Consider the following 15954-nt stretch of genomic DNA (forward strand, 5'->3'; position numbering starts at 1 on the left):
GTCCCCATGCGTCCGCCCCGAAGACCGGGGCGGACGCGACAGCGGCTTACCAATCGTAGCTGGCGGTCAGACGGGCGTAGCGCGGAGTCTGGTAGACCACGTTCTGGCCGTACAGCGGGTTGACCGAACCATCGGGCAGCTGCGAGAACGGATAGACCGTGATCGCCTTCTGCGCGTTGAGCAGGTTGAACACGTTCAGGCTCACGGCCAGCTTGCCGTCGGCGAACACCGGCTTCCAGGTCAGGCCCAGGTCGAACTGGTTGACCCACGGCAGGCGCCCGTGCGAGCCGGGAGGCGAAGGCTCGCCCTTGCCGGTCGCGGGGTTGTAGCAGTAGTGGTAGGGACCACCGGTGACCGAGCTGCCGCCGTAACCGGCCGGGTCGGTGCCGGTATAGGCCGTGCCGTAATAGTTGCCCAGGCAGTGCTTCGGCGCGCCGGAGATCATGCTCAGGTTACCCGAGACGCCCCACTCCTCGGTCATCTGGTAATAGCCGTACATCTTGATCTGGTGACGGTGATCGTTGGACTGATCGCCGTTGACGTGCTCCATCAGCGCCGCGTGATCCCAGCTCTGCGTCGTGGACACCGAAGCCTGGCCCTGATAGCTGCCCAGCGCGCCGCCGGAGCGGAACAGATCCGAACGCAGCTGACCCTCGGTGGTGCCATAGCTGTGGGACCAGACGTAGTTCATCTTGGTGTACCACTTGCCGTCGAACGGACGCTCCAGGTTGAACTCCAGCGCACCGTAGTCGCGCTTGAGCTCGGGGAAGCCGGCCGCCTGACGCGTCACCGTCACCTGGCGCAGGTTGCCGCTGGTGTCGTAGACGTTCCAGACATTGGTCTTGCCCGGGTTGATCAGCTCGGCACCGGCGGTGCGGGTCCAGTCGACCGCGACGCCCTGGGCGGCGGCGGACTGCACCAGGCCGCGGTTGTCGGTGTCGAAGTTCTGGTCGTCGATGGCGTCGTTGAGGCGGCGGTAGATGGCGCGCACGCCATAGGTCCAGCCGATGCTCAGATCCTGGCTGAAGCCCAGGATGGCCTCGTCCTGGTTCTCGCCCTTGATGTCCTTGACCACCGCGGCACTCGGGTCCGAGGCGCGACCGAAGCGCGAGTTGGCCGACACGGCCGGACCCAGCGACTTGGAAATGATCGGCGTGCCGTCGGGGTTGATGCCGCTGTAGGTGAAGTACTCGTTCTTGGACACATTGGCGGTGAACAGGCCCACGGCCGACAGCGGCAGACCCAGGTAATAGCGGCCGACGTTACCGAAGACCTTCAGGCTCGAATCGCCGTGCACGTCCCAGCTGAAGCCCACGCGCGGCGACCAGGCGTCGACGCTGATGTAGGGCACGTGGCTGATCGGCACGTAGTTGGTGAACTCGTCCTTGCGCAGGCCCAGGCTCAGCAGCACGTTGTCAGTGACCTGCCACTTGTCTTCCAGGTAGTAGGCCTTCTGGTCGGCGTCGTAGGAGTTCAGGCCGGTGGTGGTGTCCTTGGTCACGTAGTAACCCGACGCGCCATAGGTCGGATCGACCAGGCCCGGGCTCGGCGCACCCTTGCCACCCGCCTCGTTGGCGGACTGGCTGATCAGGCCGCCGGTCTGCAGGCCATAGGGATCGTTGGTCCGGCCGTAGGTCCAGGCATAGCCGGGGCCGGAGGCGTAGGTACCGATGTTGGTGGCCTGCAGCTTCTGGTTGTCGACGCCGGCGGTGATCGCGTGATCGCCGATGCGCCATTCCACGCTCAGGCGCAGGTTGCGCTTCTCGTACTCACGGTCCGGCGCGGTGATCGAGGTCTGCTTCTGCGCGCCGACGATCGGGGTGCCGCCGTTGTAGGCCGGATTCTGCAGCGCGACGCTGTTGATCACCGGACCCTTGCCCGGATCGTAGTTGTAGTAGCTGATCTCGTCGGGCGTGTTCATCTGACCGTACAGCGCGCTGACGGTGACGTTGTCGCCGAAATAGCCCGTGTACTTGGCCAGGTACAGGCGCGGACCGGCCTCGTTGGTGTTTTCCTTGTTGTAGAACGCGCCCTTGGTGCGGGTGATGTAGTTGTAGCGATAGATGTCGCCGTTGGTCTTGTACTTGTCGCTGGCGCCGGTCAGTTCCAGCAGGTGGTTGTCGGTGATGTACCAGTTCACCTTGCCGTACAGGCGGTTCTGCTGGTACTCGTACTCGGTCAGGCCGCCGACATTGCCGTTGTCGGCGTCGCGGTTGCTGAGGATGCGGGTGCCGTGCGAGTTGACGCGCTCGCCGGCGAGGAAGAAGAACAGCTTGTCCTGGATGATCGGGCCGCCGACGTAGGCGCTGTAGGTCTCCGAGGTCGCCTTGGTCTCGCTCAGCGGCTGGTACAGGCCGTTGGCCGCACGCGCATAGCGGTAGGCGGTGTTGTTGACCGTGGAGCTCTGGCTGTCAGGACGCCAGTAGATGTCCTTCTGGCTGGCCTTGAAGGCCTCGGGCTCGAACACCGCCGAGGCGCCGAACTTCCATTCGTTGGTGCCACTCTTGCCGATCTGGCTGATCACGCCGCCGTTGGAGCGGCCGTACTGGGCGCCGTAGCCACCGACGATGACTTCCTGCTGGTCGATCGCGCCGTACGGCAGCGTCAGGCCGCCCAGATTGTTGGCGGTCGAGGTGGTGTTGAAGCCGTTGAGGTAGTACGCGTTCTCCGACGCGGCCGAACCGCCGAAGCTCGGCAGCGAGCCGCCCAGCGGGCCGTTGTCGAAGCCGCCGCTGTTGACCACCACGCCCGGCGCCAGCAGCGCGATGGCCTCGGCGTTGCGGCCCAGCGGCAGCTGCTGCAGCTGCTCGGCGGTGACCACCGTGCGCGTGTCGACGCTGGACACGTCGATCGGCGACAGGCTCATCGCCGAGACCTTGACCGAGCCCAGTGTGGTGGCCGCACCGCCGCCACCGGCCGACAGGCCGACTTCGGTGCCCGCGCCGACCAGGATGCTGACGTTCTCGCGCGTGTCGACCGTCTGGCCGGCGTGCTTGAGGGTGACGGTGTAGCTGCCCAGCGGCAGGCTGCCCAGCGCGTAGCGGCCGCCTTCGACCGGCACTTCGCGCGAGAAGCCGCTGCCGCTCTGGACCAGAACCGTGTCGCCGGTCTCTGCGCCCTGGACGGTACCGAAGATGCGGCCGGTGGTGGACTGGGCATAGGTGCTGCCTGCAGCCAGCGTCAATGCGAGCGCCAGGGCGCTGCGGCGGAGGATGCGCTTCATATGTTGGTGTTTTCCCCGAGTGGAACTGTGGTCGATACACAGCGCCACCCCCATGTGGCGCTGCGTCTTACACAGTGGGAGCTGCATGCCGCAGATGGCGAATGATGCTTCGCCATGACCTTATGCAGGCCACTGTGTGTCGGCCGATGCTATGCGCCGACACGACCTGGCGCCCCATCAGCGGCGGGTAGGGCCCACCCGCCCGGGTAGTTCAGGTCGGGTTGGCCCCGGCAGGGCGCTGCCACGACAATAGGGCGCTGCGTTGCATCGCTTTCAGATGAAACGACCCCCGCCCTGCCAGGACTTGCCTCGATGAACCACGACCGCTCCCACGCCCTCTTCGCCCGCGCCCGGCAGCTGATCCCCGGGGGCGTGAACTCGCCGGTGCGGGCGTTCAAGTCGGTCGGCGGCGAGCCGTTCTTCGTCCAGCGCGCCGACGGCGCCTACCTGTACGACGTCGACGGCAACCGCTACATCGATTACGTCGGCTCGTGGGGTCCGATGATCGTCGGCCACAACCATCCGCACGTGCGCGAGGCGGTGGCCCGGGCGATCGCCGACGGCCTGTCCTTCGGCGCGCCCTGCCCGGCCGAGGTGACCATGGCCGAGACGATCACCCGCCTGGTGCCGGCCTGCGAGATGGTGCGCATGGTCAATTCCGGGACCGAGGCCACCCTGTCGGCGATCCGCCTGGCACGCGGCGCCACCGGGCGCAGCCGCATCGTCAAGTTCGAGGGCAACTACCACGGCCACGGCGACTCGTTCCTGGTCAAGGCCGGAAGCGGCATGCTGACCCTGGGCGTACCGACCTCGCCGGGCGTGCCGGCCGCGCTGAGCGAGCTCACCAGCACGCTGAGCTACAACGACTTCGACGAGGCCAGCGCGCTGTTCGATGCCTGCGGGGGGGAGATCGCTGCGGTGATCATCGAGCCGGTGGTGGGCAACGCCAACTGCATCCCGCCGCGCCCGGGCTATCTGCAGCACCTGCGCGCGCTGTGCACCCGCCACGGCGCGCTGCTGATCTTCGACGAGGTGATGACCGGCTTCCGCGTCGCCCTGGGCGGCGCGCAGGCGCTGTACGGCATCACCCCGGACCTGACCACCTTCGGCAAGATCATCGGCGGCGGCATGCCGGTGGGCGCCTACGGCGGCCGCGCCGACCTGATGCAGCAGATCGCGCCGGCCGGGCCGATCTACCAGGCCGGCACGCTCTCCGGCAATCCGGTGGCCATGGCCGCCGGCCTGGCGATGCTGGAGCTGATCCAGGCGCCCGGCTTCCACGAGCGGCTGAGCGCCGCCACCGCGCGCCTGTGCGAAGGCCTGCGCGCGGCCGCGCACGAGGCCGGCGTGGCGGTGACCACCAACCAGGTCGGGGCGATGTTCGGCCTGTTCTTCACCGATGCCCAGGTGGACACCTATGCCCAGGCCACGGCCTGCGACATCGGCGCGTTCAACCGCTTCTTCCAGGCGATGCTCGAGCGCGGGGTATTCCTGGCGCCCTCGGCCTACGAGGCCGGCTTCGTCTCCAGCGCGCATGACGATTCTGTCATCCAGGCCACACTGGAGGCGGCGCGCGGCGCCTTCAGGGCGATCTCCGCACACTGAACCGGCGCAGCCGACGCCCGGCGCTTGGCAAGCGCCTCACGAAACTTTAATGTCTGGAACAGGATGTCCAGTGGATGGGCATGGGCGGGGGCCCACGCGCAGCCGGGTCTGAACCGCCGGGCTGCCACACCACGCGGGATGGCCTTGGACGAGGCCGCCGCTGCGGAGACTCGTCGTGCCCATCGCCAAACCCGTTGCTCTGGTCGGACGCCGTCCACCCGCTGCCCGTGAGCCCGGCTCCACCGGGGACTGGGTGCTGCCGGACAAGCTCGAGCCGCCTCGCCTGCATCTGGACGCCGTGCGCCGTGACCGTCTGCTGACGCACCTGGACGCCGGTATCGGCGTGCCGCTGACCCTGCTGCTGGCGCCGCCGGGGTTCGGCAAGACCACGCTGCTGGCGCAGTGGCATGCGCATCTGCTCGAGCGCGGCACCGTCGATGCGGCCTGGCTGTCCCTGGACGAGGACGATGCCGAGCCCGGCCGCCTGCTGGCCTATTTGGGTCTGGCGCTGGGCGTCACCGCTGGCGAGGCCGGCGCCACGCCGCTGGGCGGGCTGCACTGGCGCGAACTGGACCTGGCCGCGCTGCGCACCGCGCTGCTGCGCGCCATCCGCTGCACGCAGCGCCCGCTGGTGCTGGTGCTGGACGATTACGACCGCGCCGCCTGCCCGCGCAACGACGAACTGATCACCCTGCTGGTCGAACACGGCGGCCCGCATCTGCATGTGCTGCTGGCGACCCGGCGCGCGCCCGCGCTGCCGCTGGCGCGGCTGTCGGTGCGCGGCGCCCTGCAGCGGATCGATGCCGCGCAGCTGGCCATGAACGGCGGCGAGACCCGCGCCCTGCTCGGCACGCAGGCCAGCGACGAGGATGCCAAGCGTCTGCGCGGCAAGACCGAAGGCTGGCCGGTGGCCGTGCGCCTGGCTGCCGCCTGGCTCGCCTGCGGCCAGACCCGCGGCGATGACATCGCGCGTTTCAGCGGCCGCTCGGCCGGACTGGCGGCCTATCTGGCCGAACAGGTGGTCAGCGATCTGGACGAGGAGCTGCGGGACTTCCTGCTGGAGACCTCGGGCCTGGCGCGCTTCAACGCGCCCCTGGCCGATGCGGTGCGCCAGCGCCAGGACAGCGGCCGGCTGCTGGACCGGCTGGGCCACTTCCACGGCCTGCTGGTCCCGCTGGACGACGACCACGCGTGGTTCCGTTATCACCCGCTGTTCGCCGAGTTCCTGCATCTGCAGCTGGAGCGGCGATCGCCGGCGCTGGGCCAGACCTTGCACCGCCGCGCCGCGCTGTGGTGCGCCGCGCACGGGCAGCTGGCCGAAGCGGTGCGCCATGCGCTGGGCGCCCACGATGTAGCCCTGGCCGCCGACTGCATCGCGCGCGCCGGCACTTGGCAGCTGCTGCTCTCCCAGGGCATCGCCGCCACGCGCGCACTGCTGCGCCAGTTCGATCCGCGCACGGTGCGCGATACGCCGGCGCTCAATCTCACCCAGGCCTATCTGCACCTGCGCGTGGGCGAATTCGGCCATGCCCAGACCCTGCTCGAGCGGTTCCGTAGCTTCCCCGACGAGGTGCGTGCGCCGCTGGAGCGCGACTACACCGTGGTCGTGGCGCTGCTGCGCGACCTGATGGATCAGATCTGCTCGCAGCCGCGCGGCGTGGCGCAGCTGGCCGCGCAGGCGCAGGCGCTGGACCAGGAAGACCACCTTGGCCGCGGCACCCTGCTGTGCATCTGCGCGACCACCGCGCTGGGACGCGGCCAGTTCGCCCAGGCCGAGCAGTTGGCGCGCGAGGGCGCGCTGGCCTTCGAACAGGACCGCACCCAGATCGCGGTGGGCTACGCGCTGACGCACTTGGGCCAGAGCTACTTCTACCGCGGCGCGCTGGATCAGGCCGAAGCCGTGTACGCGCGCGCCATGCAGCTGGCGCAATCGCACCAGGGCAGCGATGCGGTGCTGGTGGCGGCCTGCCGCTGCCTGATCGCCCAGCTGCTGCTCGAACGCGGGCGCCACGACGAGGCCGCCGACCAGCTTGACGGCGCGCTCGAGGTGCTGGAAGCGGGCGACGGCTGGGTCGATGTCTACGTCGCCGGTTTCGGCACCGCACTGGCACTGGCGCGCCAGCGCGACCGCAGCGGCCGTACCGCCTGCGCGCTGCTCGATCGCCTCGATGCACTGGCGGCGCGTCGTCACCTGACGCGTCTGGCCGACCTCTCCGCCGCCTGGCGGGTGGACGTGCAGCTGGACCTGCCCGCCGACCACGCACTGGATGCCGCCCTGGCCCGCAGCGGCGGCGAAATGGCCCTGCAGCACGCGCTGGCCAATGCCCACACCTGGCGCCAGTCGCAGGCGCTGGGCCTGGCGCTGGCGCGCTGGCATGCCGAAGCCGGCCGCAGCGGCCGCGCCCTGGCGCTGCTGCAGGCGCTGGAGAACGATGCCCGCGAACGCGACGACGCCCACCACCTGGACCGCGTGCGCGTGCGCATGGCCTTGGTGCGCCAGCAGCGCGGCGAACTGCAGCAGGCCCTGCCGGCACTGTCGGCCGCGCTGGACCGCATCGCCGCCACGCGTGCCTGGCAGGTCGCACTGGAACCGGGTCTGCCGGTCAAGGCGCTGCTACGCGTGGCGCGGCAGCACGATCCCGACGCCGTGGCCGGCACCACCCGCGCCCTGACCATCCAGACCCTGCTGGACAAGCTGTCCTGCGAGGATGCGCTGGCGGTGCAACTCTTCAGCGAGCGCGAACTGGAAGTCCTGCAGGAGCTGGCCAGCGGCCTGTCCAACAAGCAGATCGCCCGACGCCTGTCGCTGTCGGAGAACACGGTCAAGTTCCACCTGAAGAATCTCTACCGCAAGCTGGAAGCCGGTACACGCGAAGCCGCGCTGGGCAACGCCCTGCAGCGCGGGCTGATCGGCGCGGCCAGCAGCCCGGAGTAACGCAAAGGGCCGGCGCATTGCGCGCCGGCCCTTGCTTCAACGCAGAGATCAGACCAGGGTCAGGCTGCCGTCGCGGCGTTCGTCGCTGAGCATCGCGGTCTTGACGTCCAGCGGACCCATCTGCCCGGCCATGACCTTGGCGAAGGCGTCCTTGAAGCGCGCCATTTCCACCGGCGTGCCCACGGTGATGCGCGACCAGGTCGGCCACACCGCCCAGGCGCGACCGACGAAGACGCCGTAGGTCGCCATGGCCTTCATGAACTCCGGCGCCGGGCGCTTGACGTCGACCATGAAGCAGTTGCTTTCCGACGTCGTGCAGGGATAGCCCTGCGCGGTCAGCCAGGTAGTGACCTCATCGCGCAACACGGTGTTGGCGTTGCGCCGCTGCGGGACCAGCTGCGGATCGCGCAGGCTGGCCAGGCCGGCCGCGGCGGCGGTCACCGGCAGCGAGTTGAAGCCGTAGTAGGTCAGCTTGGCCAACAGGTCCGGGCGGGCGGCCGCATAGCCCAGGCGGATGCCGGCCATGCCGTAGAGCTTGGAGAAGGTGCGCAGCACCACCACGTCTTCGCCCTTGGCCACCAGGTCCACGCCGCTGACCGCGTTGGGCGAGAGATGGATGTAGGCCTCGTCCAGCACCAGGATGCTGCCCTTGGGCTTGTTGGCCAGGGCGTACTCGATGTCCTTGCGCGTGGTCAGCGAGCCGGTGGGATTGTTGGGATTGCAGATGTAGAGCATGCCGGCGCTGGCGTCGGCGGCGCACATGGCCTGCACGTCGTGGCTGTAGTCCTTGCGCAGCGGCAGCTTGTGCACCGGCGCCTTGATCGCGTCGGCCACCCGCCAGGCCTGCTCGAAGGTGGGGTCGGCGGTGACCAGCGCCGCGCTCGGCGAGGTGAAGGCCATCACCGTGTACTGCAGCGGCGGGGTCGAGCCGGCGTAGGGCACGATGTTTTCCGGCTTGAGGCCGAGCTGGCTGGCCAGTTCGCCGACCAGCTCGGTCTGCAGATCGCCCAGGTAGCGACCGCCCTGCGGGGCGATGCCGTCGATGGCCTTCAGGGCCGCCGGGCTGGGGCCGTAGGGGTTCTCGTTGGCGTTGATGTAGACCGGCGCCAGGCCCGCGGCGGCCGAGGCCGCCGGGTCGACCTTCAGGCGCTTGCGCGACTGGTTCTGGGCCAGGGCCAGGCCGGACAGGGACAGCAGGGGTGCGCCGACGCCCGCACCGGCGGCCAGGGCGGAACCACGCAGGAAACCACGACGGGAGAGCGGCTGCTTCATGGGAACGATTCCTCGATCGGGATCAGGGACGGACGGCGACGACTTCGATTTCGATGCGCATGCCCGGATTGCCCAGGGCGGCGATCTGAAAGGCCGAGCGCGCCGGCAGGTTCATCTGCTTGGCCTCCTTGCCGAAGAACTGGGTATAGCCCTCCATGAAGCCCTTGAAATCCATCTTGCCGCCGTTCTCAGGGCCGCCGACCAGGAAGGCCTGCATCTTGACCACGTCCTTCATGCCCAGCCCCATGCCTTCGAGCTGCTGCTTGATCTGGGTGAGCACGCTGATGGTCTGGGTCTTGGTGTCGCCGAAGGCCTCCATCGAGTCCTTGGGCGCGGCCGGGTCGGCCACGGCCGGCACCTTGCCGCTGAGGTAGATGGTGGTCTTGCCGGCCGGGATCTCCACGGCCGAGGCGATCGGGAAGTCGCTGCCGGGGATGGCGTAGCGCTTGACGTCGGCGGCGTGGGCCGACAGCGCCAGCGGCGCGGCCAGCAGGAACAGGGACAGGCGGCGGGACAGGGTCATGGTGGCTCCTGGGATCTTCATGGAAAGGATGTCAGTCGTCTTGCTCGGGCGTGGCGGTGCTCGCCAGCGAGGCGCGCAGCGCCTTGACGTCGGCCTCGCTCACCGCATCGTCGTACTGGTTGCCGAAATGGGTGCGCACGTAAGTGGTGACCTGCGCGATCTGCCCGTCGCTGAGCATAGGACCGAAGCCCGGCATGGCGCCATGGCCGTTCAACACCATCATTTCCACGTACGGCGCCGCGCCCAGCTTGGGGTTGCCCGCCAGCGCGGGGTATTCGCCCGCGCCGCGCGCGCCCTGCCCGGCCGGCATATGGCAGCCGGCGCAGATGGTGGCGTACACCTGGGCGCCGTCGGCGTGCGAGAAATCGCGCGTCTGCAGCAGGCCGGTGGCGTCCGAGGTCTGCGCCTGCGCGCCCGGTGCCCACAGCGCCGGCAGCGCCAGCGCGGAAGCGGCCAGCGTCAGCGCGCCGCCGAAGCGGTACCACGTGCGGCGGCTCATGCCCGGCCTCCGGTCGCCATGACCTTGGCGTGCAGGCGGCCGATGACATCGTGCGCGGACAGCACCGCGCCCTCCTGCCAGGCCGGGATGTAGGAGATGTGTTCGCCGGCCATGGCGATGCGGCCGTCGATCTGCGTGGCCGCGGCGTAGTGCTTGGCGCGCAGGGCTTCGTCCCACTGGCCGAAACAGCCGTGGTTGCTGGGCACGCGATGCCAGGCCACCGACACACCGTTGTCGAACTCGGCCGGGTACTGCGGATGGATCTGGCTACCGAAGGCCACCGCGCGGCGCACGCGCTCGGCCGGGCTGTGCGAGGTGAAGTCGTAGGCATCCAGGCCCCAGATGTAGGCGCCCAGCAGCACGCCCTTGCCCGCGGCGTGGAAGCCGGTGCTGGGATAGCTGATGTTGGTGATCGGCAGGTTGGTGTAGCTGATGCCGCCGTAAATGTTGTCGTCCTCTTCCCAGAAGCGGCGCTTGAACTGCAGGCCCACCTTGACCGAGGAGGCGTAGGGCAGATTGGTGATCGCCTCGGTCATGGCCGGGCCGACCTTGACCGGGATGCGGCTGAGCACCGAGAAGGGAATGGTGCAGATGCACCAGTCTGCCTTGGCGACCTGCTTGTTGCCCGGCGCGCCGGTGTCCTCGTAGGTCACGCTGACGCCGTGGTCGTCCTGGTCGATGTCCACGACCTTGGCGTTGTACTGGATCACGCCCGGGCCCAGCTCGCGGGCGAAGGCCTTTCCGACCATGTCCATGCCGCCGACCGGCTGGAACATGGCGGTCTGCATCTCGATGTTCTTGCCGGCCGCCAGCTGATTCCACAGGTGCGAGCCAAGCACGTCCTGCAGCGACATCGGCTTGGAGAACTCCGGCTTGCCCGACACGCCGCCGCCGGGGTACTTGGCGAAGCCGCGGCGCATGCTGCTGATGTCGCTGGTGGTGTAGGCGAAGTTCTTGTCCAGCGCGCCCCAGCTGCGCAGCGATTCGAGCAGCAGCTCCTGGTCCTCCTTGGTGACCAGCTTGTCCAGCGCGCCCTGGCGGGTGATCTTGGCCAGCAGCTCGGAGACATTGCCCTGGTAGTCCGCATCGATCTCGCGGAAGCGCTGCGGCTTGCCTCCGAAGGCGTTGGTGTTGTGCAGGTAGGCGTTGTAGTTGACCTGGACGAAGGACTCCAGCGCCACGCCGAACTGCTTGCAGTAGGCCAGCATCGCGCGGTGGTGGTGCGGGATGCGCCACGGACCGGGATTGATGTACAGGCCGGGATCGAAGCCGCAGTGCTGCGTTTCGCCGCCCAGCTCGGTATAGGTGTCGCCGCCGCGCAGGGTCCAGTTGCGACCGCCGGGACGGGCGTTGTACTCGAGGATCTTGACCTTGTAGCCGGCCTTGCGCAGCTCGTAGGCTGCGCTCATGCCGGCCAGGCCCGCGCCCAGGATCAGCACGGTGGCGCCCTTGGGATTGCCCTGCAGCTTGACCGGGCCTGCGTAGCCCGAATCGGCGGCGAACCCCAGGCTGGTCATCGCCTGGTACATCATCGTGCCGCCGGCGGCCAGGCCGATGCGGCCCAGAAGCTGGCGACGGGTCATGCCGTTACGAACACTGTCTTGCATGTCTGACTCGTCTGCGTGGCCGCCGAAGCGGCCTGTTTCGGGAGAACGCGGAAACGCACCCGCGCAAGGCACCGCCGATGCGCGCACCAAGCGCGCACCGGCGGGTTTGGATCAGAAGCGGTAGGTGAGCTTGGCGTAGTAGCGCGCGCCGAAGTAACCGATCGGGCTGCCGCTGAAGCCGGCGTAGTTGCTGCTGGCGATGTACTCGTTGTTGCCGTTCTGGTAGTTGGCCACGTCGTAGTTCCACACCGCCGACGGGATCTTGTCGGGGTACTTGTTGAACACGTTATCGCCGCCCACGCTCAGGGTCCAGCTGTCGGTGGGTTTGAAGCTCAGGTCGAAGCCGGTGGTGGCCATCGTGCCGAGCTTGAGCTTGTAGTACTCGCCGCTGCCCAGGGTGATCACGTCCAGCTGGTCGGCCAGGCTCTCATAGCCGGCCAGGCTGTTGACCTGGGTCTGCGGGCCATAGATCGACTCGCGCAGGGTGAGGGTGAACTTCTGCCAGTTGAAGGTCGCCGCCAGGTTGACGCGGAACTTCGGGCTGGCGTGCTCGATGTCGTAGATGTTGGCTTCGGTGAACAGCGGGATGGTCTCGAAGCCCGGCACGCGGCCGGCCCGGGTCACCTCGGTCTTGTTGTAGTTGGCCGCCAGCAGCCAGTCGATCGAGCCCCAGGACATGTCGCTGGTGTAGTTGGTCACCCAGTCCACGCCGGTGGTCTTGGTGTCCAGCACGTTGCTGAGGAAGCTCAGGTTGATGTTGGCGCGCGCGGTCTGGTCGAAGCTGCCGCCCGGCGCGGACGGGTCGTTGGCGTTGCTGATGAAGCCGCCGGCGACCAGGGCGTTGCCCAGGATCTGGTTGTAGTTGTCGTCCGGAACGCCGTCGCCGTCGGTGTCGGCCGGATCGGGCAGGTCGGCGTTCCAGCGGCCCGTGGTGCGGCCGGTGCGGGTGGCCGCCGACTGCGCCTGCGAATAGGCGAAGGAGCCCATGTAGGTGCGGTCGGAGATCTTGATCTGGTAGGCGTCCAGGGTCGAGGTCAGGTTGGGCAGCGGCGAGAACACCAGGCCCAGCGAGAAGTTCGTGCTGGTCTCCGGCTTCAGGCCGTTGCCGACCGAGGCGCCGGCCAGCGTGGCGGTCGCGCCGGTCGGGCTGACCTGGATGGCGGTGTAGTAGTTCTCACCCATGTTCGGCGCGCGGAAGCCGGTGCTGGCCGTACCGCGGATGGCGAAGGTGTCGGAGAAGTCGTAGCGGGTGGTGAACTTGCCGATCGCCTTGCTGCCGAAGTCGCTGTACTTCTCGTAGCGGCCGGCGATGTCCACCAGCCAGGCATCGACCGGGTACAGGATCACGTCGGCGAACACCGCCTCGCTATGGCGCGAGTAGTCGCCGGCCGAGAGCGGGTTGTAGCCCGGGAAGGACGAGGCGCCGGCGCCGTAGTAGGAGGCCGGCTCGCCGGCTTCGATGCCGTAGCCGTCGCGGCGGTAGTTCAGGCCGGCGTTCAGGGTCAGCGGGCCGCCGCTCAGGCCGATGTCGAAGTCCTTGGTGACGCTGGCGTTGGTATCCCACTGGGTGCTGTAGAAGGTGCCGTCGTAGAAGTTCTCCGGCGAGCTGCCGGTGGCCTGCCACAGCGAGAAGTTCATCGAGTTGACGGTGTAGACGTCCATCTCGTTGCGGCCGTACTCGGTCGAGATGTCCCACATCCAGCCGTCGGCGAAATCGCCCTTCAGGCCTGCGGTGATGTCGTAGTCCTTCTCCTCCGAGCGCTCGGACGGATTGAAGCCGTAGGCGTACTTGTGCTTGACCTCACCGGTGGTCGGATCGGTGTAACCACCGTCCTGCGAGGGACGGCGATAGTTCTCCTCGGACTGGGCGGTCTTCTTGCCGTAGCTGCCGAAGGCGTAGAACTCCAGGCCGTCGCCGAAGTCGTAGCCGGCGTTGAACATGGCGATCTTGCGGTGAATCTCGGGCGGGTTCAGCCAGGCGTTGAGGCCGGGGAAGCGCTTGTTGAGCAGCGCGCCCTGGTCGTTGGCCAGGCGGCTGAGCAGGTCCGAGCGACCGTTGGCGGTGGCGTAGGCGCGGCACGCGTCCTGGTTGAGCAGGCAGTTGGCGTAGCTGGGGTTGGAGAAGCGGTAGACCGACTCGCGGTTCTCGGCCTCGACGCTGATGCTGACGAAGCCGTTGTCGCCGCCCAGGCCGATGTTGCCGCCCCACGAATCGGTGCCGCCACCGCCATCGGAGTAGCCGGCATAGCCGGCGTTGAACTCGCCGCCGGAGGAGTTCTTCTTCAGGATGATGTTGATCACGCCGGCGATGGCGTCCGAGCCGTACAGCGCCGCGGCGCCGTCGGTCAGCACTTCGACATGGTCGATCGCGGACTGCGGGATGAAGGACAGGTCGGTGGCCATCTCGCCGCTGCCGGCCACGCCGAAGTTGGAGGTGACGTGGCGGCGCTTGCCGTTGACCAGCACCAGGGTGTGGTTGGCGGTCAGGCCGCGCATGGAGGCGGTCAGGGTCTGGCTGGCCATGTCACCGCCGACCTGGGAGGCGTTGTACGAGGGCACCTGGTTGGCGATGGCGTTCATCAGGTCCGGCGCGGCGGTCTTGGACAGCGCTTCGGCGCTGACCAACTGGATCGGCGCCGGGCTGTCGGTCACGGCCATGTTGGCCTTGCGCGTACCGGTGGAGATGACGCTGACGGCGTCCAGGGTCTTGGCCTGGGGCTCGGCCGGCGTCTCGTCGGCGGCGGGCGCCGCGGGCAGGTCGGCGGCGCTGGCCGCCTGGACCGCCAGGCCGAGCAGCATGGCCGAGGACAGGCCACGCAGGCTTGCACGGGAGGGGGCGAGGGAAGCCGCGACGGCGACGGCGAGGGAATGGCGGGTGAAGCGACTGCGCATGACCTGTACTCCTTGCAAGGCGGAATAGGTAAAGCGAGGTGGGGGGTGGGGCGCAGGGCGGCGCAACGGCCCCCTTGACCGTGCGGCGTGCGGGAAGGCGACGCCCTGCGTTGACACGAAGCTAACCTCAGCTGTCACCCCGGCCATCTCCCGTGACGGGTGAGTGGCGCCTTGGTGGGTAGGCTGGGACAGGAATTGGGACAACCTCGGCCCACCCGCCCGGAGGCGGCTATGCTCGGCAGCTCGCTCCGATCGGCCTGTTCATGTTGTCCACTCCCCAACCCCGCTCCCGGCCACGCCCGTTCCGCCAGCCCAGGCTGGTGCTGTTCGATCTGGACGACGTGCTGGCGCGCTACGACCGCCGCCTGCGCCTGTGCGAGCTGGCGCGCCGCAGCGGCACCACGCCGGGCGCGGTGCAGGCGGCGCTGTTCGACTCGGGGCTGGAACACGAGTCGGACGTCGGTCTGTGGCGGCCGGTGGACTATGCCGACGAGCTCTCGCGCCGCCTGGGAGCGCGGCTGACGCTGGAGGACTGCATCGCCGCGCGTGCGCTGGCCACGCCGGCCGATCCGGCGATGGTGGCGCTGGCCGGGGCGGTGTCGCGGCAGGCGGCGGTAGCGATCTTCACCAACAACGGGCCGTTCCTGACGCTGCACCTGGGGCGCATCTGTCCGCCGCTGTTCCCGTTGTTCGCCGACCGGGTCGTGGGCGCGGGCGATGTCGGCATCGCCAAGCCTTCGCCGGAGGCCTACCTGCGTGCGCTCGCGCTGCTGGACGCGGCGCCGGCCGAGACGCTGTTCATCGACGACCGCGACGAGAACGTCAACGGCGCCCGCGCAGCGGGACTGGACGCGTTGGGCTTCTCGAGCGCCGCCACCCTGCGGCGTGCGCTGGCGCTCTACGGTCTGGAAACCGGCGCCTGAAAGAGCTCCTCCGAAGCGGTTCGCTCCCTGTGGGAGCAACTGTCTCCTCAAATCTCGCAGCGGCCTGCCTGTAGAGCGGGCTTGCTCCGCTGCTCTCGTTCGGTTCGTGGGGAAGGCCCCAGCGGAGCAAGCTCCGCTCTACATGTGGGAGCCGCCATGGCGGCGATGGTGGCTTTCCCGGCGAAACCTTTCGCCATTGATCAAACGACCACGGGGCCGGGGCTCACGCTGGGGTGTTGCTCACTTCGGAAGGGCAGCGGTTCGGCGAGCGGTGCCGCGCTTGAAGTCAGAAGGCTTTGGCTTGAGCCCCCTCCCTTGCGCGAAGCGCAGGGGAGCTCGAAGTCGCGGCTAGCGACTGAGGGGGAGGGGTCGGGGCTTTCCCGAGTAAGCCACAGAAGCAAAAGCAACAGCACCCCACCCCAGCCCTCCCCTTCGCCTGCGGCGAAAGGGAGGGGGCAGAGCGCTGCTTGATGCC

General features: G+C 68.6%; 9 protein-coding genes. 3 read left to right on the plus strand and 6 right to left on the minus strand.

Going from position 1 to position 15954, the window contains the following annotated elements; all coding sequences use genetic code 11:
• Positions 1-46 precede the first annotated feature (46 nt).
• On the minus strand, positions 47-3223 hold the full coding sequence (locus tag EAT51_RS01650) for a TonB-dependent receptor (RefSeq protein ID WP_130515659.1): 3177 nt from the start codon (positions 3221-3223) through the stop codon (positions 47-49).
• Positions 3224-3535: 312 nt separating this feature from the next.
• On the opposite strand from EAT51_RS01650, the gene hemL reads away from it, so the two are divergent.
• Positions 3536-4828 carry a glutamate-1-semialdehyde 2,1-aminomutase gene (gene hemL, locus EAT51_RS01655; RefSeq protein ID WP_130515657.1) on the plus strand — a complete coding sequence of 431 codons (1293 nt, stop codon included), beginning with the start codon at positions 3536-3538 and terminating at the stop codon, positions 4826-4828.
• 181 nt (positions 4829-5009) lie between these two features.
• Entirely contained in the window at positions 5010-7763 is a 2754-nt protein-coding gene (locus EAT51_RS01660; RefSeq protein WP_130516215.1) for a winged helix-turn-helix domain-containing protein, read from the plus strand.
• A 48-nt stretch (positions 7764-7811) separates the two neighbouring features.
• On the opposite strand, the gene EAT51_RS01665 is transcribed toward EAT51_RS01660, so the two are convergent.
• From EAT51_RS01665 to EAT51_RS01685, 5 genes are all read right to left on the minus strand, one after another.
• Entirely contained in the window at positions 7812-9035 is a 1224-nt protein-coding gene (locus EAT51_RS01665) for a pyridoxal phosphate-dependent aminotransferase (RefSeq protein WP_130515655.1), read from the minus strand.
• Positions 9036-9057: 22 nt separating this feature from the next.
• On the minus strand, positions 9058-9552 hold the full coding sequence (locus EAT51_RS01670) for a RidA family protein (protein WP_205953491.1): 495 nt from the start codon (positions 9550-9552) through the stop codon (positions 9058-9060).
• 37 nt (positions 9553-9589) lie between these two features.
• Entirely contained in the window at positions 9590-10057 is a 468-nt protein-coding gene (locus tag EAT51_RS01675) for a c-type cytochrome (RefSeq protein ID WP_130515651.1), read from the minus strand.
• Positions 10054-11640 (minus strand): flavin monoamine oxidase family protein, encoded by a 1587-nt coding sequence (locus tag EAT51_RS01680; protein WP_130516213.1) that lies wholly within the window; start codon positions 11638-11640, stop codon positions 10054-10056. The genes EAT51_RS01675 and EAT51_RS01680 overlap by 4 nt, the downstream gene beginning before the upstream one ends.
• A gap of 135 nt (positions 11641-11775) precedes the next feature.
• Positions 11776-14556 (minus strand): TonB-dependent receptor plug domain-containing protein, encoded by a 2781-nt coding sequence (locus EAT51_RS01685; RefSeq protein ID WP_130515649.1) that lies wholly within the window; start codon positions 14554-14556, stop codon positions 11776-11778.
• A 263-nt stretch (positions 14557-14819) separates the two neighbouring features.
• On the opposite strand from EAT51_RS01685, the gene EAT51_RS01690 reads away from it, so the two are divergent.
• Complete coding sequence (locus EAT51_RS01690) at positions 14820-15479, plus strand: HAD-IA family hydrolase (protein ID WP_130561188.1); 660 nt, start codon at positions 14820-14822, stop codon at positions 15477-15479.
• Positions 15480-15954 lie beyond the last annotated feature (475 nt).

This window comes from Pseudoxanthomonas winnipegensis (assembly GCF_004283755.1).
Taxonomy (GTDB): Bacteria; Pseudomonadota; Gammaproteobacteria; order Xanthomonadales; family Xanthomonadaceae; genus Pseudoxanthomonas_A; species Pseudoxanthomonas_A winnipegensis.